Origin of the sequence: Thiothrix lacustris DSM 21227 (genome assembly GCF_000621325.1) — a bacterium.
Lineage (GTDB): Bacteria > Pseudomonadota > Gammaproteobacteria > Thiotrichales > Thiotrichaceae > Thiothrix > Thiothrix lacustris.
Window position 1 is genome coordinate 199,902 of sequence record NZ_JHYQ01000001.1, and the last position, 25,968, is coordinate 225,869.

General features: G+C 51.7%; 20 protein-coding genes. 17 read left to right on the plus strand and 3 right to left on the minus strand.

Annotated features, from left to right (window positions below):
* Window positions 1-14 precede the first annotated feature (14 nt).
* The 4 genes from Q394_RS0100960 to Q394_RS0100975 are packed head-to-tail and all read left to right on the plus strand — an operon-like array spanning window position 15 to window position 2,428.
* A complete protein-coding gene (locus Q394_RS0100960) occupies window positions 15-599 on the plus strand; it encodes an anthranilate synthase component II (RefSeq protein WP_028487630.1) in 585 nt (194 codons plus the stop codon).
* A complete protein-coding gene (locus tag Q394_RS0100965) occupies window positions 589-1,386 on the plus strand; it encodes a nucleotidyltransferase domain-containing protein (protein ID WP_038139998.1) in 798 nt (265 codons plus the stop codon). Before Q394_RS0100960 ends, Q394_RS0100965 begins: the two co-directional genes overlap by 11 nt.
* A 35-nt stretch (window positions 1,387-1,421) precedes the next feature.
* Window positions 1,422-2,000 carry a Uma2 family endonuclease gene (locus Q394_RS0100970; protein WP_028487632.1) on the plus strand — a complete coding sequence of 193 codons (579 nt, stop codon included), beginning with the start codon at window positions 1,422-1,424 and terminating at the stop codon, window positions 1,998-2,000.
* Entirely contained in the window at window positions 1,997-2,428 is a 432-nt protein-coding gene (locus Q394_RS0100975) for an RDD family protein (protein WP_028487633.1), read from the plus strand. Before Q394_RS0100970 ends, Q394_RS0100975 begins: the two co-directional genes overlap by 4 nt.
* A gap of 14 nt (window positions 2,429-2,442) precedes the next feature.
* Here the strand turns inward: Q394_RS0100975 and Q394_RS0100980 are convergent, their stop codons facing one another.
* Window positions 2,443-2,988, minus strand: coding sequence for an NUDIX hydrolase (locus Q394_RS0100980; RefSeq protein WP_028487634.1), 546 nt, complete (start codon window positions 2,986-2,988; stop codon window positions 2,443-2,445).
* A 60-nt stretch (window positions 2,989-3,048) separates the two neighbouring features.
* On the opposite strand from Q394_RS0100980, the gene der reads away from it, so the two are divergent.
* From der to Q394_RS0101015, 7 genes are all read left to right on the plus strand, one after another.
* The gene (gene der / locus Q394_RS0100985; RefSeq protein ID WP_028487635.1) at window positions 3,049-4,470 is read left to right on the plus strand and encodes a ribosome biogenesis GTPase Der; all 1,422 of its coding nucleotides are present in this window, start codon (window positions 3,049-3,051) and stop codon (window positions 4,468-4,470) included.
* 130 nt (window positions 4,471-4,600) lie between these two features.
* Window positions 4,601-5,161, plus strand: coding sequence for a GspH/FimT family pseudopilin (locus tag Q394_RS0100990; RefSeq protein ID WP_028487636.1), 561 nt, complete (start codon window positions 4,601-4,603; stop codon window positions 5,159-5,161).
* The gene (gene pilV, locus Q394_RS0100995; RefSeq protein WP_028487637.1) at window positions 5,158-5,637 is read left to right on the plus strand and encodes a type IV pilus modification protein PilV; all 480 of its coding nucleotides are present in this window, start codon (window positions 5,158-5,160) and stop codon (window positions 5,635-5,637) included. The genes Q394_RS0100990 and pilV overlap by 4 nt, the downstream gene beginning before the upstream one ends.
* Window positions 5,634-6,626, plus strand: coding sequence for a prepilin-type N-terminal cleavage/methylation domain-containing protein (locus Q394_RS18610; RefSeq protein WP_051542570.1), 993 nt, complete (start codon window positions 5,634-5,636; stop codon window positions 6,624-6,626). Before pilV ends, Q394_RS18610 begins: the two co-directional genes overlap by 4 nt.
* Entirely contained in the window at window positions 6,626-7,180 is a 555-nt protein-coding gene (locus Q394_RS0101005; RefSeq protein ID WP_028487638.1) for a pilus assembly PilX family protein, read from the plus strand. Before Q394_RS18610 ends, Q394_RS0101005 begins: the two co-directional genes overlap by 1 nt.
* A gap of 2 nt (window positions 7,181-7,182) precedes the next feature.
* The gene (locus Q394_RS0101010) at window positions 7,183-10,878 is read left to right on the plus strand and encodes a pilus assembly protein (protein WP_028487639.1); all 3,696 of its coding nucleotides are present in this window, start codon (window positions 7,183-7,185) and stop codon (window positions 10,876-10,878) included.
* Between the two features lie 10 nt (window positions 10,879-10,888).
* The gene (locus Q394_RS0101015; protein ID WP_028487640.1) at window positions 10,889-11,329 is read left to right on the plus strand and encodes a type IV pilin protein; all 441 of its coding nucleotides are present in this window, start codon (window positions 10,889-10,891) and stop codon (window positions 11,327-11,329) included.
* Window positions 11,330-11,339: 10 nt separating this feature from the next.
* On the opposite strand, the gene Q394_RS0101020 is transcribed toward Q394_RS0101015, so the two are convergent.
* Window positions 11,340-12,077, minus strand: a complete 738-nt coding sequence (locus Q394_RS0101020; protein WP_028487641.1) for a TSUP family transporter — start codon at window positions 12,075-12,077, stop codon at window positions 11,340-11,342.
* A 113-nt stretch (window positions 12,078-12,190) separates the two neighbouring features.
* Between Q394_RS0101020 and Q394_RS0101025 the strand changes: the two genes are divergently transcribed.
* The 6 genes from Q394_RS0101025 (at window position 12,191) to Q394_RS0101050 (ending at window position 24,701) form a co-directional block, all read left to right on the plus strand.
* Window positions 12,191-13,396: an NnrS family protein gene (locus Q394_RS0101025; protein ID WP_028487642.1), complete on the plus strand. Its 1,206-nt coding sequence runs from the start codon at window positions 12,191-12,193 to the stop codon at window positions 13,394-13,396.
* A 2-nt stretch (window positions 13,397-13,398) separates the two neighbouring features.
* The gene (locus Q394_RS0101030; RefSeq protein ID WP_028487643.1) at window positions 13,399-14,586 is read left to right on the plus strand and encodes an efflux RND transporter periplasmic adaptor subunit; all 1,188 of its coding nucleotides are present in this window, start codon (window positions 13,399-13,401) and stop codon (window positions 14,584-14,586) included.
* Window positions 14,583-17,711 carry an efflux RND transporter permease subunit gene (locus Q394_RS0101035; protein WP_028487644.1) on the plus strand — a complete coding sequence of 1,043 codons (3,129 nt, stop codon included), beginning with the start codon at window positions 14,583-14,585 and terminating at the stop codon, window positions 17,709-17,711. The genes Q394_RS0101030 and Q394_RS0101035 overlap by 4 nt, the downstream gene beginning before the upstream one ends.
* Window positions 17,712-18,016: 305 nt before the next feature.
* Complete coding sequence (locus tag Q394_RS18615; RefSeq protein WP_051542573.1) at window positions 18,017-19,576, plus strand: reverse transcriptase family protein; 1,560 nt, start codon at window positions 18,017-18,019, stop codon at window positions 19,574-19,576.
* Entirely contained in the window at window positions 19,573-23,070 is a 3,498-nt protein-coding gene (locus Q394_RS0101045; RefSeq protein ID WP_028487645.1) for a hypothetical protein, read from the plus strand. The genes Q394_RS18615 and Q394_RS0101045 overlap by 4 nt, the downstream gene beginning before the upstream one ends.
* The gene (locus Q394_RS0101050; RefSeq protein ID WP_028487646.1) at window positions 23,070-24,701 is read left to right on the plus strand and encodes a hypothetical protein; all 1,632 of its coding nucleotides are present in this window, start codon (window positions 23,070-23,072) and stop codon (window positions 24,699-24,701) included. The genes Q394_RS0101045 and Q394_RS0101050 overlap by 1 nt, the downstream gene beginning before the upstream one ends.
* Here the strand turns inward: Q394_RS0101050 and Q394_RS0101055 are convergent.
* The gene (locus Q394_RS0101055; RefSeq protein WP_028487647.1) at window positions 24,681-25,913 is read right to left on the minus strand and encodes a lytic murein transglycosylase; all 1,233 of its coding nucleotides are present in this window, start codon (window positions 25,911-25,913) and stop codon (window positions 24,681-24,683) included. The genes Q394_RS0101050 and Q394_RS0101055 overlap by 21 nt on opposite strands.
* Between the last annotated feature and the right edge of the window lie 55 nt (window positions 25,914-25,968).

Sequence of the window (25,968 nt, forward strand, 5' to 3'; positions counted from 1 at the left end):
GAAAGGAGTAGACTATGCGCGTCTTAATGATTGATAACTATGACTCTTTCACTTACAACATCGTGCAGTATCTGGGCGAGCTAGGGGCGAAAGTTCAGATCGTGCGCAACGACGAAATCCCCGTCGAAGCGATTGATGCTATTGCGCCGGACAAAATCGTACTGTCGCCGGGGCCTTGCACACCAACGGAAGCGGGTATTTCCATCCCCACGCTGCTGCGTTTTGCGGGCAAAATCCCCATCCTCGGCGTATGCCTTGGGCATCAGTCCATCGGTCAGGCTTTCGGCGGCAAGATCGTCCGTGCTAAAGAAATCATGCACGGCAAAACCTCGATGATTCACCATAAAGGTGTCGGCGTATTCAGCAGCCTGCCCAACCCACTGGAAGCCACCCGTTACCATTCGCTAGTGATCGAACAAGCCAGCCTCCCCGACTGTCTGGAAATTACTGCCTGGACAGAAACCGCCGATGGCAAGCTGGATGAAATCATGGGCGTGCGCCACAAAACCCTGCCGGTGGAAGGCGTGCAATTCCACCCGGAATCCATCCTCACCCAATACGGGCATGACATGCTGCGGAATTTTCTGGATGGAAAATGAAGATATCCACCCGATTGCCCCCGACATCCGCGTCCAAATCCTGCAAAAGCTGACGGACACTGAACAGGAACACGACGTGCGTATCCTGTTCGCTTCAGAATCGGGAAGCCGAGGTTGGGGTTTTGCCTCGCCCGACAGCGATTACGATGTGCGTTTCATTTACGTGCATAAACTGCCGTGGTATCTGCAAGTCACACCCCAACGCGACGTGATCGAACAGCCCGTCAACGCCGTATTTGACGTAAACGGCTGGGAATTGCGTAAAGCCTTGGGCTTACTGAAAAAAGGCAATGCCACCTTGCTTGAATGGCTGAATTCGCCCGTGGTTTATCGGGCAGATGAAGCCTTTGTCACGCTAATGCGCAACGCCATCCAAACCACGTTCCAGCCCGAACGTTCGTATTACCACTACATCCACATGGCACGCGGCAATTACCGCGAATACTTGCGCGGCGATGCTGTACGGCTGAAAAAATACCTGTACGTGTTGCGTCCACTGCTGGCGGTATTGTGGGTAGAAAGTGGCAGAGGCATACCGCCCATGCCCTTCCAACAACTGGTGGATGGCTTGATCACTGACCCAGCATTACTCGCAGCGATTGATGACTTATTGCGCCGCAAACGCTTGGCGGGTGAAGCGGAATACGGTCAGCCGTTACCCATCATCAACCGCTTTATTGAAACTGAGCTAGAACGTTTAAGTGCAACCCTGCCACCGTCCAAAGACGATACGCTGGATTTTAGTGTGCTGGATGCGGTATTGCATGACACCGTTCTACTGCTATAGTCACAAGACGATTACCTCGACAAGACGTTGCCAATATGTCACAGCCACAAACACAACACTACACAACGGAAGCCGAATACCTCGCGTTTGAAAACGACGGGGAGATACGTCACGAATACGTGGATGGGCAAACTTACGCAATGGCAGGGGCAGGTGACAGACATAACCGCGCCACGGGCAATGTATTTTTCCACTTACGTCGCCAAACCCGTCATACCCACTGTGTCACTTACCAAAGTGACATGAAGTTGCGACTGGATAGTGGACGTTATTTTTATTATCCCGATGTCATGCTGTGCTGTGACCCACAGGATAATGTTGGCGGCTATTTCCGTGAGCAGCCTTGTGTGATTGTTGAAGTATCCTCTCCCTCTACCAGCAGCATCGACCGCCGCGAAAAATTACTGAATTACCAGCGCATCCCCAGTCTGCGTTATTACTTGCTGATTTCCCCCGAACACGTTCAAGTAGACTATTACCAGCGCAATGCCAACAACCAATGGGAAAAAGCCGCGCTCGACACGGGCGAAGTGTTGGCTATACGTTGCGGCGATTCCACGCTGCAATTAACACTAGAAGATATTTACGAAGATATGGGATTTTTTCTTCAATGAGCAATATGACTGCTGAACCCGCTACTCTCCTCCGCCGCATTGGCGCGATCATTTACGACACCGTACTCGCAGGCTTCAGCGTGGTGATTATTGCTGCGATTCCCGCTTACACTTTCACAGCGCTGACGGGGGTAAAAGTGCCCGCTATCATCATGATTCTGGTGTACGCCGCCATGACCTACGGCTTCTTTGGCTGGTTCTGGACGCACGGCGGGCAAACGCTGGGAATGCGGGCATGGAAAGTGCGCGTGGTGACAGAAACAGGGCAAGCCATCAACTGGCAACAAGCCCGCTCGCGTTTTCTGTGGGCTATCCTCAGTTGGGCAGCCTTATGTATCGGCTTTCTCGTCTCATTATTCGACCCGGAACGCCTAACTTGGCATGACCGCTTTTCGCAAACCCGTTTGGTGAGAATCCACAAGAAATAGCCTCAACTAGCTAATCAGCCTGCTGGTTTCGGTGCTAAAAGACCCAGATTACGCACCTGAAACGCCCCTTGTTTGCGGTCGTGGAAAAAGCATTCCAGCGTTTTGCGTACCGAGTGGAACGCCAGCTCATTCCACGGGATTTCGTGCTCATGGAACAATCGCGTTTCCAGACTTTCCACCCCCGGTGAAAAATCGTCTGAGGCCAGCTCGCAGCGGTACAACATGTACACCTGATTGATGTGCGGGATGCTGATCACCGTGTACAAGTGCAAATCGCGCAGCTTGGCATTGGCTTCCTCGTGCGCTTCGCGGGCGGCGGCCTGGTCAGTGGTTTCACCGTTTTCCATGAATCCGGCGGGTAATGTCCACAAACCGTAGCGCGGCGCAATCGCCCGGCGACACAGCAGCACCTGTTCGCCCCACACAGGCAACGCCCCCGCCACGATTTTGGGGTTTTGATAATGAATCACCCCGCAGACATCACACACAAAGCGCATTCGTTCATCGTTTTCGGGAATCTTCAAACTGACTGCTGCACCGCACTCACTGCAATAATTCATGTTTTCTCCTGAAATAATGGTATCCTACCCGGCTTAATTTTCTGTTGTGCTGTTTATACCATGAAACCCGTCCTCGCACTGATTGGCCGCCCCAATGTTGGCAAATCCACCTTGTTTAACCGTTTGACCCGCTCACGTGATGCGCTGGTCGCGGATTTTCCCGGCCTGACCCGTGACCGTAAATACGGCACTGGCGAACTCAACGGGCGCAGCTACATGCTGATCGACACGGGTGGTTTAAGCGGTGAAGAAGTCGGTATCGACGAACACATGGCGAAACAAACCCGCGCGGCGATGCAGGAAGCCGACGCCATCCTGTTCATCGTTGATGGCAAGCAAGGGCTAACTGCCGCTGACCAGCAAATTGCGCAAGACATCCGCATCATGGGCAAACCGGTGTTCCTGCTGGTCAACAAGATCGACGGCGTGGACGCGGATCAAGCCGCTACCGAATTTTACGGCCTCGGTTTTACCCAAGTCTTCCAGATTGCAGCGGTGCAAGGGCGCGGCGTCACCGTGCTGATGACCACAGTGCTCGACTCGCTCGGCGCGGGCTTCGATGAGGAAGAAGAAGAGGAAGACGATGGCAGCATCCGCATCGCCTTCGTGGGTCGCCCGAATGTGGGGAAATCGACCCTGATCAACCGCATCATGGGCGAAGAACGCGTCATTGCGTTCGACCAACCCGGCACAACCCGCGACAGCATTTTCATCCCGTTTGAACGCGATGGGCAACGTTACACCCTGATCGACACCGCCGGGGTACGCCGCCGCAGCCGCGTGGATGAGACCATTGAAAAATTCAGTATTATCAAAACGCTGGATGCCATTCAACGGGCGCACGTCGTCATCATGCTGGTGGATGCCCACGACACCATCGCCGATCAGGATGCCCACTTGCTGGGGCTGATTCTGGATGCAGGCAAAGCGCTGGTACTCGCCGTCAATAAATGGGATGGCATGGAATCCGATGACCGCGACTGGATCAAGCAACAGATTGAGGTCAAGTTGCCCTTCCTGGATTTCGCAGAAAAGTATTTCATCTCCGCACTGCATGGCTCTAATGTTGGCTTACTGTATACCGCCGTGAAACGTGCTTACGATTCCGCCATGCTCAAGGTACCAACCCCACGTTTGACGCGGATTTTGGAAATGGCGGTGCAACAGCACCAACCACCGCTGACCCGTGGACAACGCATCAAACTGCGTTACGCCCACCAAGGTGGCAGCAACCCATTCCGCATTATTATTCACGGCAACCGTACCGATTATGTGCCGGATATGTACACGCGCTACCTGAGCAATTATTTCCACAAAACCCTCAAACTGGTGGGCAGTCAGGTGCGCATTGAGTACAAGGGCGGCGAAAACCCGTATGAAGGCAGACGCAATACCCTGACCCCACGTCAGGAACACAGCAAAAAACGTCTGGCTGCACGTATCCACAAGATCAAGAAGAGCGAGAAGAAGAAAAAGCGTTAAATCCAGTCGATGATTACTCCTTTTCAAAAGGAGTAATCATTAAAAGCTTAGTTTGTTGTGTCATTTTTCCAATTAATAAAAATATGTTATTATAAAAAATAACGAATCATAAAAATGATAGAGATCCTATATGCACTACGCCCAAACTAGATTTGGCTTTGCTTATAAAAGCCATGAACAAGCGGGGCTTACACTGCTAGAGTTACTGATCACCCTAAGCATTGCTAGCATTCTCATCACAGCAGCCATCCCTTCACTCACACAGATTTATCGCAGCTATGCATTGACCACACAGGCCAATGAAATGCTCATGATGGTCAATTTTTCACGATCCACCAGCATTACTCGCAATGCGTCAATCAGATTGTGTAGAGCTAACTCTGAAATAACGAATACCTGCGCTCTCTCATCCAGTGACTGGAAACACTGGCTGATACTAAGCGACAAGGGGGATGTGTTACGGCGCGGCATGTTGCCAGACAACAAAGGGCTAACTCAAACACTGAATATAACGAATGATATGATTACCTTTGGCGCAGATGGCTTAGCTCGTAGCAATGGAGACCTGATTAATGGCAAACGTTTTGCTATTCAGGTTACGGCTGATCCTAGTGGTGAATCGCGTTGTTTAACGTTCGGTGCTGGTAGCCGTAGCAGCATCACAAAAACAACCGGCAACTGCACCGCATGACTAGGCCACAATATCATTTCCAACAGGGCGTGGGACTAATCGAAATCTTAGTGACCATCGTCATATTATCCGTCGGATTATTAGGCATTGTTTCGATGCAGACACAAGCGCTCAAAAACAATAACAGTGCGCTAGAACACAGCATAGCCGTCATGCAAAGCTACAGTATTACTGAGGCGATGCTGATTGCACGTACTGCTGCTATTGAGGGTGACTTTAATCTGGCTATTGATGAGGAGCCGACAACAGCGATCATATCTGAGCCACAGAATTCCAGCGAACATCAGCAGAAAAATTTGTTTGCCCAAACATCCCTCATAGAATGGCGTACTAGCTTACGTGCGTTACTGGGTGAAACGGCGACGGGTTCTGTCGCGTGCAATGGAGAGAAATGTAATATTGTTGTTCAATGGGATGATGGCCGCGCCACCGCAGGGAAAAGCGTCCAAAACATTCATGTTGATATTCATTTATGAAACAACGTGGCTTTAACCTAGTTGAATTAATGATTTCCATGCTATTGGGCGTCATCTTAATGGGGGGAATCATCAGTATCTTTTCCGCCACCCGTCAGGTTTATCGCAGTAATGCTGGACTTGCGCAGCTACAAGAAAGCGCTCGTATGACCTTTGAAATGCTATCTCGGGATTTACGACAAGCAGGAGCAGACCCCTGTGGCAATGGGGGACGCATCGCCAATGTTCTGAACGACCGTACTAACCGACCTTTATTAAATTGGAATGGCTTTCAAGGATTTGATCCGCTGGAAACTACCATACCGGGGGTCACAACAGGCAATGAAGTTGGGCAACGGGTTGCTGGTAGCAGCGCTATTTTATTACAAAGCATGGTAGGCACAGAATATCCACTGGAAGAACACAAGTCTGCCACTACCACTATGGTGATTGATTCCACAGCAACTAATGTCGTCAAAGACGATATTTTGCTGGTCTGTGACATACAGCAAACCTCCCTGTTTCAGGTAAGTAACCTGCTAGTGATCGGTGGTAAAACATGGATTATGCACAATAATGATTCAAACTCACCCGGCAACTGCTCCAAAGGGCTAGGCTTCCCCACCAATTGCGCCACCACACAGGGCAACCCCTATACCTACCCCCCCAATGCCTATATCGGGCGTCTGTATTCCAGCGTTTGGTATCTTGGAAATAATGGACGTACCCAAGAGGGCGGGCGCTCCCTTTATCGTGCAAGAATAGACAAGGGCAATACCCTTTACGAAGAAATCGTCTCCGGCCTGAACAATCTACGCATTGAATACCATGTATCCGATGTGGACACGTGGAGTGATGCCTCTGCTATCACCGATTGGGACACCGTAGATGCCCTCAAGCTAACCATTACCTTCATCACCGCTGATACACGTCTTTCCACAGACTCAAGCGGAGATGGACGCTTACAACGCACGATTACCAATATTGTTGCCTTGAGGAATCACCTGTAATGAAAACACTGCATCAACAACAAGGCGCTACCCTGCTACTTTCACTGGTATTTCTCTTAATGGTAACCGTGATGAGTTTGGCGAGCATTCAAGGCGTGAAACTTCAGCAAAGCATGTCCACCAATCTGAACGACCGAGCATTGGCTTTTCAGGCGGCTGAATCTGCCCTGCGTTCTGTCGAAGTCATTCTTGAGTCCACCGCGACGACCTTATCCACCATCAATTGTAGCCTCGGTTCGAACATCACCTGCCCCCCCGTTCCGAGCAATACGTTTTTGAATGATGATGCAGGTTGGTCAAACGTTCCCGAGGATTTCCGCACCAATATCACGACAGCAGCGGGTATACCGCAATACCACATTCAGTTATTGGGAAGTGGTGTGAGTAGCAGCAGCATTGGCCAGAATAATAACCTCAACAATACCCAATACGGAGTTAACAATGGCGTACCCACTGAGCAATTCTACCGAATAACAGTCCGCAGCAGTAATCCTGGCATTGGTGATGGACGGGCTATCGTGGTCTTACAAACGACCATAAAGCGGAATATTTAGCCATGAGACATAGCATAACAAGCCTTCAGCGATACCTACTCCAGTGGCTAGCACTGCTCAGCATCACCTTCGGTTTGTCTTCACCCTCTTTTGCCGGTGTCGATATTTCACAAGCACCGCTGGTTGTTTCTGGTGGTGTAGCAGATAACCTCGTGTTGTTACCTTCAGTTGAGTGGCCAACCATTAACAGTGTTGCCAATCTAGGGGACTACAACCAGACCACCGCATACGTTGGCTATTTCGATGCTGAAAAATGTTATTCCTATCATTATGCCAACACCGAAAGTGATCGGTATTTTTACCCTTCTGAGCTAGCCACCAACCATACCTGCTCAACGAAAGAGCAATATTGGAGTGGCAACTTCCTTAACTGGGCGGCGACCCAAACTATCGACCCGTTCCGCTCCAGCATGACGGGTGGGTATCGCGTCAAAGATACCACCACTGAAACATGGCTGGAAAAAGCACGGCACGATAGTCAAGGCGGTAGCAGCATTTTTCCTGACCGTCGATTGCCAGTCTCTGGTAACGACAATACCTTGGTTAAGAAAACGACCCCATTCGACAGTTATGTAGTCAGCAGTAAGAAGAAGCAGACGGTCACTGAGGTGGATTACATACAGATGAGAATTCAGGGCTTAGGCAATAAAATGCGTTTCAGTCTGAATAACACGAATGCAACCTCAGCCAGCAGCGTCACCGCGTATGACCCCGATACGCACACACGCACTACAGGCACAGACGCGAGCACCGTGTATGAAGTCAGTATCCGCGTGAAGGTGTGTGTGCCGGGAATGCTGGAAACCAACTGCGAGGCTTACGGTGACAACTACAAACCGGAAGGTTTGATGCAGGAATATGCCAGCCGCTTACGCTACAGTATTTTTGGGTATTTGAATGACAGCGTGACGTCTAGGGATGGAGCTGCCCTACGTACCAAGCAAAAATCCATCGGACCGAAGCTAGCAAATCTAAATAGCGAAGTAGAAGAAGACAATCCGAATAAAGAATGGGATGCCGCAACAGGTATTTTAATCCAAAACCCCGATTCACAAGATGCCGCCGACACCAATACCAAACTCGGCATCAACACGATTAAAGACAGTGGCGCTATCAACTACCTCAATAAATTCGGGCAAATGACCAGCCAAAACCATAAAAGCTACGACCCAGTTGGTGAGATGTATTACGCAGGTCTACGCTATATCCGTAATCTCGATAATGTTGCTGCATACTCAACCATCAGTAGCTCTGCTAGCTCCACGGCTAAATATAATTATGCCGATGGCTTTCCAGTGATTACCAACTGGGGAGATCCCTATCAAGCCTCCTGCCAAAGCACCGCGTTGTTAGGAATCGGCGATATTAATACACACAGGGACAAAAACTTACCGGGAAATACCAGCTACCGAACAGATGAACCCACCATGCCTACGGAAGTGGCTGCTGATAATATCAACGTGGTGGCCTTAACCAACAAAGTCGGGCAAATGGAAGGGCTGGGCAATATCGGCAGCACCAACAGCTTTTCAGGCAGGAACAACTCGGCCTACATGGCGGGTATGGCTTGGTATGCCAACACAAAAGACTTGCGCCCAGAAACTAACATGCCGGGTACACAGTCCGCCGCCACTTACTGGGTGGATGTGATGGAAAATCAGGTGTTGGGAAGCATGAATGTCAACCAATACGCACTCGCAGCCAAATACGGCGGTTTTAATGTCCCAGATGGGGTCAGTTTCAACCCGGATACTTGGAGTGGGGCATTGCCTGACACTTGGTGGTGGACTAACGGGCAAATACTGACTCAACCATCTACCGATTTCAAACGCCCGGATAACTTCTTCATTGCCGGACAAGCCTCCGAAATGGTGGAAAACCTTAAAGAAGCCTTTGACCGTATCGTTAATGACATTTTGGGCGCGGGTGCATCACTGGCATCCGTCTCCTCCAAACTGACCACGGGCAGCCGCATCTACCAGACCGTGTATTTCAGCCGTTCATGGAATGGCGACATACATGCGTTTGACATCAACCCGACTACCGGAAAATTTGCCAGCACCGCCACCTGGAAAGCATCGGAGCAATTACCTGTATGGAGTTCACGCAATATCTTCATGCGTAACGACAAGCCCTTTCGTTGGAATAATTTAAGCGACACCGAAAAAACGGCGCTAGGCTCATCTGACATTGTGGATTATTTACGGGGTGATGCCTCTCATGAACAGAAAAACAGCGGAACATTACGCAACCGTGTCACCCCCCTAGGCGACATGATTCAGTCTCAAGCAGTCATCATCAGCAAGCCGGATGATAGTTTGTATCTTGGCAAAAGTTTCAGCGGAGCAGCGGATCACAAAGACTTTGCTGCCGCAAACTCAGGCCGCACAGGAACCCTTTACGTCGGCGGCAACGACGGCATGTTGCACGGCTTTAACGCCCAAACAGGTGCTGAGACTTACGCTTTTATTCCCTCAACCACGCTCCCCGCGATGCGTGAGCTGGCCAGCAAAGCCTATGAGCACCGGTACTTTGTGGATGGAGAAGTGACAGCTGCTGATATTTATACGCAAGGCAAATGGAAAACCATTTTATTGGCAACCCTCGGGCGCGGAGGAAAAGCGATCTTTGCGCTGGATGTGACCGACCCTGAAAAGGTGGAATTCCTCTGGGAAAAAAATGCCACCGACATACCCGCTTTAGGCAACAATCTGGGCAAGCCCCTGATTGCACAAACAGCTGACGGCACTTGGCAAGCTGTCTTAGGTAATGGCATGAACAGTACTGGCGATAAAGCACAACTGATCATGATCAATATTGATACTGAAGACGTCACTGTCATGGATACTGGCGTCGGTAGCAATAATGGCTTAACCGCTGTTGCAGGCTGGAGCGCCTATGGCGATAGCATCGCGACCGAATTTTATGCGGGGGATATAAACGGTAACTTATGGCGCTTCCCTGCTAATGGCAACAATAACACTAGTCCAGTGAAGCTCTTTACCGCAAAGGATAAAGACAATAATCCACAGCCCATCACCGCTGCCCCCTTAACGGGTAAAGATCCTTTAACCGGCAAGGTATGGGTGTTCTTTGGTACAGGGAAATACCTATCCGAATCGGATATTACCACCACTGATTCCCAAACGTGGTATGGCCTCAAGGACGAAGGAAATCTTATTACTCGCGACGAATTGTTGGAACGAAAATCAGGGGTCGAGGGTGAATTGGAAGGTTACGAAGTACGCGTCATTGAAACGGGTTTAGCCTCTGACGTGGATACATGGAAGGGTTGGTATATTGATTTACCAACCGAAGGAGAACGCATAGTTGTTCCCAACTTCTTTCAGGCTGATGCCTTAATTGGCACGTCCCGCATCCCGAATGGCACGGATATCTGCACGCCAACAGGAAAGGGCTTCATTATGGCCATCAACCCCTTCCCGGGCGCTCGTTTAGATCGGGTGTTTTTTGATCTTAATGACGATGCCCTGTTTAATGATGATGATAAACTGACTATTGATAAGATTCCCACTATCGTCTCTGGCGTCGGTTTCGGCAGCAGCCCACACAGTCCCGTTTTTATTGATAACTTGATGCAAGTCGTCAGTGACAATGGAAGCATTGTCGGCATTCTTACCCAAGGTTTTTCAGGTATCCCTACCCGAACATCTTGGCGCGAAATTCTTAATAATTAAAAGGCAAGCCATGCAATTTTCTACACAGACTAAAACACGGGGCTTCACGCTGGTCGAACTCATGATCACCGTGGCAATTATCGCAATTCTCGGCGCTATCGCATTCCCGTCTTATACCACTTCTGTCACCAAAAGCTATCGCAGCACCGCCAAGGCCTGTTTGCTGGAATATTCCCAATTCATGGAACGCTTTTACGCCAGTAACTTTGCCTACAATAAAGACAGTTCAGGCACAGCCATGAGCACTCCCACACTACCATGCGCCACCCAAAGCAATATGAATCAACGGTATACGTTCAGTGTCGATACGCTGGCCGCCAAGACCTACCGAGTAGTGGCCACCCCGCTGAATACCCAATTGACCCAAGATACTCAATGTGGAACGTTAAGCATTGACCAAACCGACACACGCACCGCTAGCGGCACCAGTGGTGCCAGCGGATGCTGGTAACGATAAATAATTAATAAAACAATAGTTTCAGCGATACCAACAGCGAAACGGTGACCAACACCGGGCGGATCAAGCGTGTACCGTGCTTGACCGCCATGTGTGAACCGATGTAACTGCCGATGATTTGCCCCACGCCCATCACCAAGCCTACCTGCCAGAGGATATGCCCGGACAGTGCGAAAAACAGCAGTGATGCAATATTGCTGGTGAAATTCAGCAGCTTGGTATTCCCGGTCGCTTTAGGCAAACCAAAGCCCAGCAGCGTCACATAACCCATGGTAAAAAACATGCCCGCACCGGGGCCAAAAAAGCCGTCGTAAAACCCTGCCCCAAACCCAACCGTCATCGCGAAAATCGTGGGCGTGGTCACTTGATGCTTATCCATGTCACTGATTTTCGGTGAAAACAGGAAATACAACGCAAACACAATCAACAGCGTCGGAATCGCTTTCGCCAACAGGCTGGAGTCGATTTGCTGCACCAATAAGGTGCCGCACACCGAACCGAAGAACGTCAGCGCAATCGCTAGTTTCTGGCCTTTCACATCCACCAGGCCGTGGCGGGTGTAATTCAGCGCGGCGGTCGACGAGCCAAAGCTGGCTTGCAATTTGTTGGTCGCCAGCGTTTCCAACGGGCTAAAGCCCGCCCACAGCAAGGCGGGAATGCAGATCAGACCACCGCCGCCACCGATAGAATCTACCCAACCAGCAATTATGGCAATGACGAACAGGGCTAACAATAATTCCATAAAATACAGTAGTTTTTTGCTTAAGGAGAACGCAAGTGTATCCCTTTTCTCACAATGCAGCGTAAAATCTCCCCCAAATCCCCAAGCCCGCTTAATCAACACGGATGTCACCCATGCTGCTGAATCTTGAAAAGCCCTACACCGGCAAATACGCCCTCCATCACCTCGGATTCCGCCCCTTCTTCCTCGGCGCGGGGCTATTTGCCGTGCTTGGCATGATCCTGTGGGCGGGCATTTACGGCTTTGGCTGGTCAGCCTTGCCCGCTGCTTACCCCGCCATCACATGGCACGCGCATGAAATGGTGTTCGGCTATGCCGTCGCCGTGGCTGCCGGTTTCCTGCTGACCGCCGTGAAAAACTGGACGAATCAGCAAACCCTGCACGAAACGCCGCTGCTGGTGTTGGCGGGTGTCTGGGCAACGGCGCGATTGCTGCCGTTTCTGGGCGTACCGTTAATCGTCATCGCCGTAGTCGACACGCTGTTTTTGTTATGGCTGACTATCGCGATGGCACGCCCGATTATTCGCAGCAAACAGTGGAAACAACTGGCGCTGGTGGGCAAAATTGCTCTGCTGGTTCCCGCCAATATCGCTTTCTATCTGGGTTTATTAGGCTATTGGCCGGAAGGCGTAAGCGTCGGCCTGTACTCAGGTTTTTACATCATTCTGGGGCTGATTTTCACGATGGGGCGGCGCGTTATCCCGTTTTTCATTGAACGCGGCGTCGGTTGCCCCTTCACAGCACGCAACGATGTATGGGTAGACCGCCTCAGTCTGGTACTGTTTCTGGTGTTTGCGATTGCCGATGTAATAGCCTTGGCAACGGGTAATGCACTGGCGGGATTACTCAGTGGCGTGCTGGCGCTGGTACAGGTCGTGCTGCACAGCTTCCGGCTGCTGGGTTGGTATCACCCCAATATCTGGGAAAAGCCGCTGTTGTGGTCACTGTATCTGGCCTATGGCTGGCTGATTGCAGGCTTTTTACTGAAGTTCGTCTATTTGACAAGCGGCGGTGTGCCGGTGTGGATTCATGCCTTTGCCTATGGCGGCATTGCAATGATGACCGTGGGGATGATGTCGCGGGTTGCCTTGGGGCATACCGGGCGTAATGTAGCTGAACCCCCAGCGATTCTAGCGGTCATATTCTTGCTGCTGTTTGCAGGGGCGTTCATCCGCGTATTGAATATTTGGCTTGTACCAGAGTTCTACGCGATGTGGATTCTAAGCGCACAATTTCTGTGGATTGCCGCGTTTGTACTGTTTTTGTGGCACTATGCGCCTATGTTGATTAAACCACGTATAGATGGACGTTACGGCTAAATATGAAAAAAATCATCCTCCCCCTGCTGGTCATTGCCATTGCTATTGGCTTAGGCAAATTCATTATCGCCACAGGGCCGGAGGCGGATAAACAGCCGCAGGAAATACCGGCTACAGTCGTCGATGCACAAACCTTGAAGTTACAGGATTACCAAGTCGTCCTCAAAGCATCTGGCATTGTGCGGGCGCATACCCAAACCAATCTGGTCGCGGAAGTTTCCGGCAAAGTGCTGGAGATTTCCCCCAACTTTCAGGAAGGTGGCTACTTCAACAAAAGCGAAGCACTGCTAAAGCTCGATGCCGCCAACTATACCAATGCCATCACCATTGCCGAGGGTGACCTTGCACAAAAGCAATTAACCCTGCAAGAGCAACAAGCACAAGCCAAACTCGCCCAACAAGACTGGAATTTGCTGGATAGCAGCCGTAACCGCACCCAAAGCGATCTTGCCGCCCGCCGCCCACACATCGCAGCCGCACAAGCAGCTATCAATGCTGCCGAAGCCAAGCTCCAACAGGAAAAGCTTAACCTTACCCGTACTCGCATCACAGCCCCCTATAGTGGGCGGGTACAGGAAAAGCGCGTGGATGTAGGTCAATACGTCAGCCCCGGCACAGTGCTCGGCGTCATTTACGCCACCGATGCTTTGGAAGTGCATTTGCCACTATCGCTAGCGCAACATGCCTTACTTAACATGCCTGAAGCCTTCCGCAACAAAGCCGTGGATAATACACGTATGCCCAGCGTCAGCTTCCGCCCGACCACAGGCAACGCACAAGATGAATGGCAAGGCCAAGTCGTGCGCAGCAGTGCGGCTCTCGATGAAAAAAGCCGCCAGATTACCGTCATTGCTCGCATCGATAATCCTTACGAAGCCCGTGACGATGTCAGCACCCCCTTGCGTATTGGGCAATATGTCAGTGCTGCCATTCAGGGTAAATTGTTCAATAATGTCTATGTTGTACCGCCGTCAGCCGTGCGGCAAGGCAAAGAAATTCTATTGCTACAAGACGGTAAAGTATTGGTACAGCCGATTGAGCGCGTTTGGGGCACGGAAACGGACATCGTGATACGCAGCACCGTTGACCTAAATGGCAAACGTATCATCACAACGCCACTACCACAGGCCACCACCGGGCAAGTCGTACAAGTCGCTGGAGAAAAATCCAAAGCCGAGGCTAAACCATGATTGCTTGGTTTGTCCGTAATCCAGTTGCTGCCAATATCCTGATGATCATCATCATCGTGATGGGCGTCTATTCCACCTTCAAACGCATTCCGCTCGAAGTCTTCCCTGAGTTTGAGCTGGATATTGTCAACATCACCGTAGCTTACCCAGGTGCAACCCCTTATGAGGTCGAACAAGGCATTATTATGCGGGTAGAAGATGCTATTGCTGACCTGCAAGGTATCAAACAAATCCTCAGCGATGGTTCGGAAGGTTCTGCGCAAATGCGGGTTGAAATCGACCCACAATACGACGTAACCGAGCTGGTCAACCAGATCAAAACCCGCGTGGATGGTGTCACCAATCGCCTGCCCGCCGATGCTGAACGCCCAGTAGTCGAACAACTTACCCGCCGCCGCGAAGTCATCAGTGTTGCTATCGGCAGCAATATGCTCTCCGAAACCGAATTGCGCCAGCAAGCGGAAACCATTCGCGATGAAATGTTGCGCCTGCCCGGTATCACCCAAGCAGACCTTGGCGGAGTACGCCCATTTGAAATCAGCATCAGCGTCTCAAAAACCACCTTGCGCCAATACGGGCTAACGCTGGATACGATTGCCCAAGCCATTCGCAACGCTTCCCGCGACATTCCCGGCGGCACGGTCAAAACCACCGGCGGTGACATTCTGGTGCGCAGTTTGGGGCAAGCCTACAAGCGCGATGATTTCGCCAATATTACTATCCTCAGCAATGCCAACGGTTCACGCATTCGCCTTGGAGACATTGCCACCATCAATGATGGCTTTAACGAAGAAGAACTTTACTCGGAATATGACGGGCAAAAAGCGGCCTTCATTAACGTTTACCGTGTCGGCGACCAGAATGCGATTACGCTGGCCAATACCATCAAAGATTACATCGTGGAACGCCGCAGTAGCCTGCCACCCGATGTCGTGTTGGATTATTGGCGCGACAATTCAAAAACCATTAAAGCACGGCTTTCTACTCTCACCTCCAGCGCGATGCAAAGTGCAGTATTGGTGTTTATCGTGCTGGCGCTGTTTTTACGGATCGACCTCGCCTTCTGGATTATGCTGGGTATCCCCGTCAGCTTCCTCGGCGCATTGTGGCTGATGCCGGAACTGGGTGTCACCTTGAATCTGGTGAGTATGTTTGCCTTTATACTGGTGCTGGGGATTGTGGTGGATGATGCCATCGTGACCGGGGAAAATATCTACGCCAAACTTAAGCATACCAATAATGATTCCGTGCGAGCCGCGATTGAGGGCACTCAGGAAATCAGTGTGCCGGTCACTTTTGGTGTCATGACGACTGTAGCGGCATTTTCACCCTTACTGATGATGGCAGGTGATCGGGGGCCGATCTTTGCGCAAATTCCGTTGATTGTTATCCCCGTATTGCTGTTTTCATTGATCGAATCCAAACTGATTCTGCCCGTACACTTACGCCACATGCACTTACGCAGTGACGATGAAATCGGCAGACTCACTCGCTTCCAGCGCAAATTTTCACACGGGCTGGAGCAGTTTATTCTGAATTATTACCGCCCTTCGCTGGAAAAAGCCCTGAATTGGCGTTATCTGGTGATCAGCATTTTCATCTTGCTGTTTATTCTCAGCCTGACCATCCCCATGAGTGGGCGCATGAAATTCACCTTTTTCCCGCGTATTCAGAGCGAATACGTCACCGGCACACTACAAATGCAGGAAGGTACGCCGATTGAAGTGACGACACGTATCGCTGAGAAAATGGCTAAAACCGCGCAGGCATTACAGCAAAAATACATCGAACCCACTACTGGCGAGAGTATTATTGAGCATATTCTCGTGACCGTTGGTGCCACAGGCTCATCAGGCAGACGCGGTGAAAGCGCCGGTAAATCACACCTTGCCAGCGTTACCTTCGAAATCACCGCACCAGAACAACGCACTTTAGCCATCAGCGGTACTGCCTTAACCAAAGAATGGCGCAAACTGATTGGCGCTATCCCCGGCGCACAGGAACTCAGTTTCCGTGCTGAAATTGGGCAAGGTGGTAGCCCACTCGCCGTACAATTACGTGGCAATAATTTCGAAGAAATGGCTGCTGTTGCCGATACCATCAAAGCCAAAATGGCGGAATACGATGGTGTCTTCGACATCAAAAATAGCTTTGAGGGGGGTAAACAAGAAGTACAATTACGCATCCGCCCCGAAGCTGAACAACTCGGCCTGACACTGGGCACGCTAGGCACACAAGTACGCCATGCCGTCTTTGGTGCAGAAGCGCAACGGGTACAACGCGATCAATCCGAAGTCAAAGTCATGGTGCGTTACCCCAAGGAAGAACGCTACTCGCTATCTGATTTACAAAATTTACTCATCCGCACACCTGATGGTGCTGAAATCCCCTTAAGCGAAGTTGCTGACATCACACTTGGGCAAAGTACGCCCAAAATTTCGCGGGTAGACCGCCAACGCGTCATCGACATTACCGCCGATGTAGACAAAGGCAAGGTCAATGTCCCCAAAGTGGTGGCTGACCTCAAAGCCTGGTTACCTGAAGTATTAGCGCAACACCCGAGCGTCGGCTATGACATGGAAGGTGAGCAAAAAGAGCAGAAAGAGTCGATGGGTAGCTTAATGATAGGGCTGGGTTTTGCATTGCTGGCGATTTATGTCTTACTGGCGATTCCACTGCAATCGTATGCACAACCCCTAGTGGTGATGAGTGTCATCCCCTTTTCCATCATTGGTGCACTGGGTGGGCACGCCTTGATGGGTATGGATTTGAGCATCAGTAGCATGTTCGGCTTACTAGCACTGTTCGGCGTGGCGGTTAACGATGCATTGGTGATGGTTGACCGTATTAACCACAAGCTTAAAGAAGGCCTAACAGTAATCGATGCCGTGCGTGAAGCAGGTGTAGCACGGTTTCGCCCGATCCTCCTGACATCGCTAACCACCTTCGCAGGGATGACACCACTGATTCTAGACAAAACCACACAGGCACAATTCCTCATACCCATGGCAGTCACACTAGGCTTTGGTATTCTGTTCGCAACCTTCCTCGCCTTATATTTAGTGCCAACGCTGTATTTGATGAAAGAAGATATCCAAAACATACCGTTCATCAAAAAAAGTTGAGTACATAACCCTAAAGCCGTTAGAATTTTAACCAGTAAATGAACCCTTGCAACTTGAACAGTGGATCGCTGTTCGCGTATAGAGCCTTTCAAAGCGACATCAGCTTGCTCTTTACTAGGGCGGGGACTGGACTACTGTGCGAATTGCATTGCGTTTCTAAGGAAACCAATATCGCACAGTAGTCCGTCCCCGCATCGAGTGTAGCAAGCTGATCTTCTGGATGAACGAAGGTAATTTACTACCGATAGCCGACTCAAGGGTCGGCTATTTATTTTAAAAACAATAACGAATAATCAGGGACTTGCATGAGCCAACTCACCCGCCAGCAACTCTATGACAAGATCAAAGAAACCTCCAAGGATGAAGTTATCCTCAGCGAGATGAAACGGCTGGGTTACTGGAAGGAAGACGCACAGCCAACGCTGGCCGAATCCCTGATCAAACGCCGTGGCGATTTGCAACGCCAGATCAACGCCTTATCTGCCCAGATTACCGACCCTAAAGCTGCCCTCAAAGCGATTCACCAAGAACGCATGGCCGCCGCCCGCCAGCAACGCATTGATACCAAAGTCAAACGCGAAGTCACCCGCTTCCATCGCGCACAGGCTTGGCATGAAAAGCAGCAAAACCACATCCACTACCTTGGCGATGCTGCCGGGTTCAAACCCTCTGCCGCCGCTGACGTGTCAGACGCGGAACGCCTGCACAGCCTTGGCCTACCCGTCTATTCCAATGCTGCCGAACTCGCGGAAGGCATGGGCATTACCCTCAACGAATTGCGCTTTCTGACCTACAGCAATCAAGTTTCGCGGGTTTGCCACTACCAGCATTTCGCGATGCAGAAAAAGTCCGGCGGTACACGCCTGATTTCCGCCCCCATGCCGCGTTTGAAACGCCTGCAATACTGGGTGCTGGATAATATCCTGCAACCGCTGGAACTCACCGAACAAGCGCACGGTTTCGTCAAAGGCCGCAGCATTGTCAGCAATGCCCAGCCGCATCTGGCGCAAAAAGTCGTGATCAATCTCGATCTGAAAGACTTTTTCCCCACCGTCACCTACCCGCGTATCAAAGGCACTTTCGCGCAACTCGGCTATAACCACGAAGTCGCCTCCCTGCTGGCGCTGCTGTGTTCCGAAGCCGATACCCAAACCGTGGAAATGGATGGGCAACGCTATTACCTGAACAGCACCAGCCGCCGCCTGCCGCAAGGCGCACCCACCAGCCCTGCCCTGAGCAACGTGATTTGCCGCACGCTGGACAAACGCCTGCAAGGTCTGGCGAGCAAACACGGCTTTGCCTACACCCGTTACGCCGACGATTTGACCTTTTCTGGCACACAGGCCGATGCTATCCCCGCCCTGCTCTATTCAACCAAGGCTACCGTGACCGCAGAAGGCTTCCACCTGCACCCAGACAAAACCCGCATCATGAAACAGGGTAGCAAACAGGAAGTCACCGGCATTGTCGTCAACCAGCACCTCTCGCTGGATAACAAAAAGCTCAAGCAATTCCGCGCCCTGCTGTTCCAGATCGACAAGGATGGTTACGCCGGTAAAAGCTGGGGCAACGGTTACAACTTGCTCTCCAATATCAAAAGCTATGCCCATTACGTGCGCATGGTGAACCCAGCAAAAGGTAGCCAGTTTTTAGAACAGATTAGCGCCATCCAGCAAAAGCACGGCAAACCCGAACAAGCAACGAAGTTCAGCAACACCCAATTCCGCGAACGTGCCGCGCAAGGCAAACTGCCGCTGGACACCATGCGCGTTGCTCCCGTCAAGCCACCACCAACGCTGGATGAGCTGATCCAGCACCGCGATGTATTGCCGCAAGTACAAGAAATAATCGGAGGTAAGTCATGAATCTGATCCGACGTACTACCCTGCGCTTTCAGGATGGCGCTTCCGACAAAGTGTACGAAGTGGACATTGTGGAAGTATCGGAGGGCAATCTGCTGGTTAATTTCCGCTACGGACGTTCCGGCAAGCCGCTCACCGAAGGCAGCAAAACCGCCGCCCCCGTCGATGCCGCCAAAGCCAAAAAAGTCGCCGATAGCTTGCTGGTCAGCAAGATGAACAAAGGCTATGAAGTGCTGATCGGCTACAACCCGGTCACGGGCGAAACCATCGGCGCCAGCACCGCCGCCCCAACCGAAGCCGCTCCACGCAAAGGCAAAAAAGCCCAAAGCCGCGACCAGCAAATTCTGGAACGTCTCTACAAATTTGCGGAAGGCGACCAGCACCTCGACAGCGCCGGTCTGATTGATGGCTACGCCCTAAGCCGCAGCGTGTGGAAAGCTGGGGAACTGCGCATCCCGGAACTGATTCCTGCCCTGCAAGCGCTGCTCAATAACTTGCCCAGTAAAGCCAAAGACGACCCGATGTGCTATTACGCCATCGCTTGGGCAGCCGGACGCACCCGTGACAGTGCCGCCCTGCCCATCTTGCAACAGCTTCAGGACAAAGTGCCCGCACACCTGTACCAGTTCGCCTGCCTGCACCTCGGGCAAGCACCAGAAAACTGCCTACCAGCATTTGACCAAACACTGGATGCGCTGCAAGCGATTGAAGCCATTCAGGCATTTGACCATTACGCAGCCATGTCTTTCGACCGCTTGAATGAGGAAGATCGGGCATACATCCAGCAAGTACTGCATTGGCAAGGGCTGACCGATGCCATCCAACAGGCACTCAGCCAAACCGTATTGACAGATGCAGATCAGGATTTCATACAATTACGCGTAGATGCCACCAGCTATACCAAAATTCAGGCAGGCAAGGCCGCTGTGCCCGAACTCGAACCCGCCATTACCGATGTCCTGAGTTACCACTATAACGCCTTGCTGGATCAGAAACAGCGCGAATACCAAGCCGACTTCGAGCTGTATCAGCAACTGCTAGCAGGCATGAATCTGCAAACCGTGCTGGCAAATGATACCTACGACATTGCCCGCGCCAACGAAGGCAATGTGCAATACCTGTGGGGTGAGGCCAAACGCAACCTGCAAAACGCCCTGAAAGCTACGGGTAAAGTGAAAAATATCAGCAGCTTGTGGCAGCGTGTCATCAACTACTACGAGCAGCAAAGCAAACGTCAGTCAGCCGTGTCCGCCGAACGTTTGCAGCAATGCTATGCCATCCTGCACACTCACGAGGCTTACGATGATGTGGTCAAGCGGGTTGTGCCGACCATCAGCACTAATCGCTGGTTCTATGGCTACCAGCATCAGGTCAGCGATGCCATCCGCAGCAAATATGACACTGCACTCAATTACCACGTCCGCCGCTTGTTCATGGATCGCTTTGCCGATTTGCGCAAAGATGCCCTGCAACCCAAAGAGCAGTTGCTGGAACATTACAGCCAGCATGTGGTGGGCTTATACGCGCTGGCCAGCATCCAGCCGGACAAACGGGCGCTGGCTTTCCGCGCCATCCAGAATGCCCCGGTGAACCAATCGTTTACCGCCTCGTTCCGCAAGCTTTACAAAATGGCCGAGTTTCTGGATGACCACGCAGCACTTGCCGTGCTGAATCATCGGCTGGAAACCACCCCGGATGAAGGGCGGCGGCAAGCATGGCGCGACGAAAACCCGGCATTCACCCGCCAAAGCAAGCTGTATTTGCGTCGCCGTACCGTGCGCCATTTGCGCAACTTGGGTAAATTCGCCCCCAACGATTATCTGCGGCTAGCGCGGGAAATATTAGTGCTGGCGGATGATGCCTCGCCAATGGCACAACATACCCCGAAAAAGCACCTGCTGTACTTCCCCGAACTGGTGGCGCTGAATTTCATCCTGCACCGTCACAGCCAACGCTACGGACAAAACTACATAGGCACCTGGTTTTTGCAGGAAAACCGCCAGAACGAAGCCAACCAGCCGGAAGCTTTCCCAACCTTGTGGGCGTATGCGGGGCAGGATTTGCTCTACATCTTGCGTCATTGCAAGGCAGCGATGGTGAATGATTTCGCCTACCGCCGCCTCCAGCCACAAACGGCGTTTTTGCAGGAACAAACCCAAGCCACTTGGCTGGAACTGGTGGTGCGCCCCTATGAAAATACTGCGACGCTAGCGCTGGAACACTTGCGTGACGCTTTGCAGCAGACCGAGGTGGTCTACACGCTGCTGAATGCCCAGTTTGCCAGCATCCGCCATCACGCGTTGGCAAACCTGACGCCAGAACACTTCGCAGAAAGCCCTGATTTATTGCTGAACCTGTTGCTCTCGCCCCATGCTGATGTGCAACTGTTCGCGAAAAATTATGTGTACGCCATGCCCGGCAATCATGTGTTGCTGCCGCTGTTACTGGCACGCCCAGAACCTGAATTGCAAGCCCTGGGTATCGCCCTGATCAGCAAGCTCAGTGATGCCGAGAAACAGCAATACCGGGTACTGCTGTTCAATGCACTCACATCTGACAATGCTGAATTGCGCCGTGGAGCGCGGACGGTGGCGCTGTCCATCAACGATGCCGCCTTCCAGAAAGACATTTTCGCACACATTTTGCCGCTGCTATTCAAGGCTGAACCTGTGGATGGTTACAGCGATGACATGCTGGCGCTGGTGCAAGCGGTTGCAGCGATCCACGCCGAGATTGACCAAAATCTGTTATGGCGCTTGCTGACCGCGAAAAGCAAGTTGGCGGAACGTGCCGGGGCGTTGATTTTGCCTGCACACCCTGCCAGTGCGTTTTCGGTCAAGCAGTTGGCGATGTTGAGCAAAATCCCGACCTTGCAAGTGCGCGAGTGGGCAATCACAGCTTTACAGGCTGATCCGGCACGGGTTGCCGCACAGTTCGCAGAAGCGGTGCGGATTCTAGATAACCGCTGGGAGGATACCCGCGCCCAAGCCATCCAGTTCTTCAGCGGCTTTGCAGACGATTTCTGGACGAGTGAACGGGTCGTGGCGGTGTGTGATCAGGTCTATCACGACGTGCAACAATTCGGGCGCGAACTAGTGTTACGTGGCTTCCAGCAAGGTGAGGGGGAAACCTACTTGCTGCAATTGAGCCAGCACCCCGCCAATAACGTGCAGTTGTTTGTGTCGAACTTTTTGCAGGCATACGCCGCCAATAAGCCGGACACGATCCTCAAGCTGCAAGGCTATTTCAATACCGTGCTGTCGCAGGTGAATCGCGGGCGTTTGGTAAAAGACCGGGTGATTGCCTTCCTGTTTACCGAATCCGGCAAGGATGAGCAAGTAGCGCGGATGGTAGCGGCCTTGTTCAGCGACCAATCGCTGAGCCGGGTGATTGCCGACAAGTCGCGTTACATCAAAACCTTGTTTGAATTGCAAAACCGCTACGGCATCCAGCAAACCCCGGTACAGATAATCGCACCAGCGGTGAGGGCTTACTGATGGAATTTTCCAGAAAATACCACGGTCATTCGCAAGTCGCCAATAACGGCCGTGAAACCAACATGTCATTCGTGCCGGATGCGTTGCGCAACCCGACATTTTTTGCCGCTGACCTTGGGCAACACATCCCGTTCCGCGAGGCGATGTCCGCGCTGCATCAGGTCGTGGTGTCGGATATGGCTTTCCAGCCCAAGGATAAATCCGATTACAAGGCATGGCTCAAAGAGCAGGAAGACGTGTTTCTGGCGCAAGCCATGGCGCAACAGAGCAAGGTCAAAGCGCAACTGGATGAGTTACGCCAGCAAATGCGCGAAGTGCAACACGCCGAAAGTGCCGCGTTATCACCGTTCTACAATGCCCGTTCCAAGTATTTCCAGTATTTGTACAAAAATGACAGGGATGCGTGGTTTGTACTCGACCCGGTGATTACGGTACACCCCGACAGCCTATTTTTTGAATGCTTCTCGCAGGATGAGTCGAGTTACGGCAAATTAAGCTGCCGTTACGAGGTGTTCGATAAGGTGCGTGAACACGCTTATGGCACGACCAATATCGACTATTCGCACGAGTTGTATCAGGAATTCCAGAAAATCCGCGATTACAAACGCACCCAGTTTGTGATCGACCCGTCCGGCTTTGAGGTGCAGACCGCGTTGAGCGACGACTTCAAGGAAGAAAAGATTGACCTGCCCGACAGTTGGGTGCGCGGTTTCCTGCAAGTCAGCTCGGCGATGAGTTTGCCGTTTACCGAATTCACGCTGCACCCGATGGATATGTACAATATCCTGCTGTTTTTAAAGCGCCACAAGGAAAAGAGCGGGCCGCGTTCCTTGCGTTTCTGCCTGACGCCTGACCAACCGATTCAGGTGAAGTTTGACCCGTGGGGCGAAACCCTGACCTGTCCGCGCAGTCTTTACAGCGGCAATACCGCGCAGGAAATCCGTATTTGGGGGCGGCGACGCTTGTTCATTTTGGAACGCTTGTTGCCGATCGTGAAACATTTCCGCGTGAGTTTGATGGGTTCCGGCCTGCCGAGCTTTTGGGTGGCGGAAATGGAACACATGACCTTCACGCTGGGTTTGTCGGGCTGGAGCGCCAATGACTTTTCACGCATGGGCAATTTCGACCTGATGGCGCCACGCGGCGAAGTCGATAGCGTCACGGCGGAACGCGTCTTTGCAGCTTTGCAAACCACTTGGCAGGAAAGTGCTACTTCACTGGCGTTGCGCTTGGGGCTGGATCTACTGACCGTCAAATCAGCCTTGGGGATTTATTCGCAATACGGGCGAGTGTTGTATGACATGGATAGCGATGTGTACCGCATCCGTGAACTCAGCAAAGACCCGCTGCCGATGGATAAGCTGCGTTTCAGCAATGAGCGCGAAGCCAAAGCAGACAATTTCCGGCTAGCCAATTTGGTGACGGTACTGGCGCGGGAAGCGCAGCAGAATGACCGGGTATTGATACGCGGGGAAGTGCTGGATAATGCACAAACCTACCAGCCTGAAATCACTCTGGATGCGGATATGCGGCTGGTGGCGGCAAGCTGCCATTGCCACTTTTACATCCAGAACAAGCTGAACCAAGGGCCTTGTGAACACATGCTGGCGTTACGGTTGGCGGGGAGCTGAAGCCACGCGCTGGCGTAACGCTTCCAACTGTTGCAACGTGGCGTAACCGTCAGCCGGGAAACCGGCTTCGATTTGCCAGCGCCGCAAAGCCGAACGGGTATTTGGCCCCAGCTTGCCATCTACCCCGTCAGTGCTAAAACCAGCAGTAGTGAGCAAGGCCTGTAATTCGGATTTTTGATCATGGCTCAACGAGGTATCTTCCGTCGGCCAAGCTGCCATTATCGGAGACTTGCCTTGGATGCGATCCCCTAAATAGCCCACAGCCAACGCATAATTTTGAGCATTGTTATATTTGAGAATCGCCTGAAAATTATGCAAAGCTAAAAACGCTGGGCCACGATAACCGGCAGGTAGTAATACAAAACCTTCACCCGTACCATCCAGTACTTGCCCTTGTGCTGTGGTCAGGCCACCGGTCATGCCCCAAGTATTCATCGATAACCAGTAATCTGGGTCAGCTTTTGACCAATCGAAATTCGTAGGCAAACGTACTTCAAAACCCCATGGTTGGTCACGTCCCCAGCCAGAACTTGCCAAATAATTGGCGGTAGAAGCCAGTGCATCCGGGATGCTGTTCACCAAATCACGATGCCCGTCGCCATCAAAATCGACAGCATAGGCTTCAAATGTTGTTGGTATAAATTGGGTATGTCCAATAGCTCCTGCCCAAGAACCTTGCATGGAAACAGGTGGCATATCGCCTTGTTGCAAAATACGCAAAGCGGCTACCAGTTGTTTTTGCCAGAAATCACGACGGTCGACAGCTCCGGCATACGCCAGCGTCGCCAAGGAACGCACAATGCTATAACGCCCAGTATGGTTACCGAAATTGCTTTCCAGCCCCCATATTGCCAATAAATATTCAGGCTGCACGCCGTATTGGGCATGAATGCGCTGTAACAAAGGAGCATAATCGTGTAACAGAGCCTGTCCGGTAGCAATACGTTCGGGTGACGCTGCCGTTTCCAGATATTCCCATACTGTTTTGGTAAATTCAGGCTGGTGTGCCTCTAAACGCAGCACCTTACTGTCAGGCAACAAACCACGTAAAGCTCTATCCACGGTTTCAGCGTGAATGCCTTCCGACACTGCCACCTCTCGAAATTGCTGCTTCCATGTCTCAAAGGCACTATCAACCACGCTGCTATACCCAAATAACACCGCCGTGAGCAACAAGACTATCGGCAACCAATGTAACCATCTCCGGTTCATTCAGCCGTTCCACACACTCTAAAAATCATCGATATATAATAGCAGAGTTGCACAA

What these genes read in the sequence shown, in the direction of transcription:
- Q394_RS0101035 (WP_028487644.1), top strand. Translation starts at nt 14,583, where the DNA reads ATGATTGCTTGGTTTGTCCGTAATCCAGTTGCTGCCAATATCCTGATG.
- Q394_RS18610 (WP_051542570.1), top strand. Translation starts at nt 5,634, where the DNA reads ATGAAACAACGTGGCTTTAACCTAGTTGAATTAATGATTTCCATGCTA.
- Q394_RS0101050 (WP_028487646.1), top strand. Translation starts at nt 23,070, where the DNA reads ATGGAATTTTCCAGAAAATACCACGGTCATTCGCAAGTCGCCAATAAC.
- Q394_RS0101015 (WP_028487640.1), top strand. Translation starts at nt 10,889, where the DNA reads ATGCAATTTTCTACACAGACTAAAACACGGGGCTTCACGCTGGTCGAA.
- Q394_RS0101045 (WP_028487645.1), top strand. Translation starts at nt 19,573, where the DNA reads ATGAATCTGATCCGACGTACTACCCTGCGCTTTCAGGATGGCGCTTCC.
- Q394_RS0100965 (WP_038139998.1), top strand. Translation starts at nt 589, where the DNA reads ATGGAAAATGAAGATATCCACCCGATTGCCCCCGACATCCGCGTCCAA.
- Q394_RS0101010 (WP_028487639.1), top strand. Translation starts at nt 7,183, where the DNA reads ATGAGACATAGCATAACAAGCCTTCAGCGATACCTACTCCAGTGGCTA.
- Q394_RS0100970 (WP_028487632.1), top strand. Translation starts at nt 1,422, where the DNA reads ATGTCACAGCCACAAACACAACACTACACAACGGAAGCCGAATACCTC.
- Q394_RS0101020 (WP_028487641.1), bottom strand. Translation starts at nt 12,077, where the DNA reads ATGGAATTATTGTTAGCCCTGTTCGTCATTGCCATAATTGCTGGTTGG.
- Q394_RS0100980 (WP_028487634.1), bottom strand. Translation starts at nt 2,988, where the DNA reads ATGAATTATTGCAGTGAGTGCGGTGCAGCAGTCAGTTTGAAGATTCCC.
- Q394_RS0101055 (WP_028487647.1), bottom strand. Translation starts at nt 25,913, where the DNA reads ATGAACCGGAGATGGTTACATTGGTTGCCGATAGTCTTGTTGCTCACG.
- Q394_RS0101005 (WP_028487638.1), top strand. Translation starts at nt 6,626, where the DNA reads ATGAAAACACTGCATCAACAACAAGGCGCTACCCTGCTACTTTCACTG.
- Q394_RS0101025 (WP_028487642.1), top strand. Translation starts at nt 12,191, where the DNA reads ATGCTGCTGAATCTTGAAAAGCCCTACACCGGCAAATACGCCCTCCAT.
- pilV (WP_028487637.1), top strand. Translation starts at nt 5,158, where the DNA reads ATGACTAGGCCACAATATCATTTCCAACAGGGCGTGGGACTAATCGAA.
- Q394_RS0100990 (WP_028487636.1), top strand. Translation starts at nt 4,601, where the DNA reads ATGCACTACGCCCAAACTAGATTTGGCTTTGCTTATAAAAGCCATGAA.
- Q394_RS0100975 (WP_028487633.1), top strand. Translation starts at nt 1,997, where the DNA reads ATGAGCAATATGACTGCTGAACCCGCTACTCTCCTCCGCCGCATTGGC.
- Q394_RS18615 (WP_051542573.1), top strand. Translation starts at nt 18,017, where the DNA reads ATGAGCCAACTCACCCGCCAGCAACTCTATGACAAGATCAAAGAAACC.
- der (WP_028487635.1), top strand. Translation starts at nt 3,049, where the DNA reads ATGAAACCCGTCCTCGCACTGATTGGCCGCCCCAATGTTGGCAAATCC.
- Q394_RS0101030 (WP_028487643.1), top strand. Translation starts at nt 13,399, where the DNA reads ATGAAAAAAATCATCCTCCCCCTGCTGGTCATTGCCATTGCTATTGGC.
- Q394_RS0100960 (WP_028487630.1), top strand. Translation starts at nt 15, where the DNA reads ATGCGCGTCTTAATGATTGATAACTATGACTCTTTCACTTACAACATC.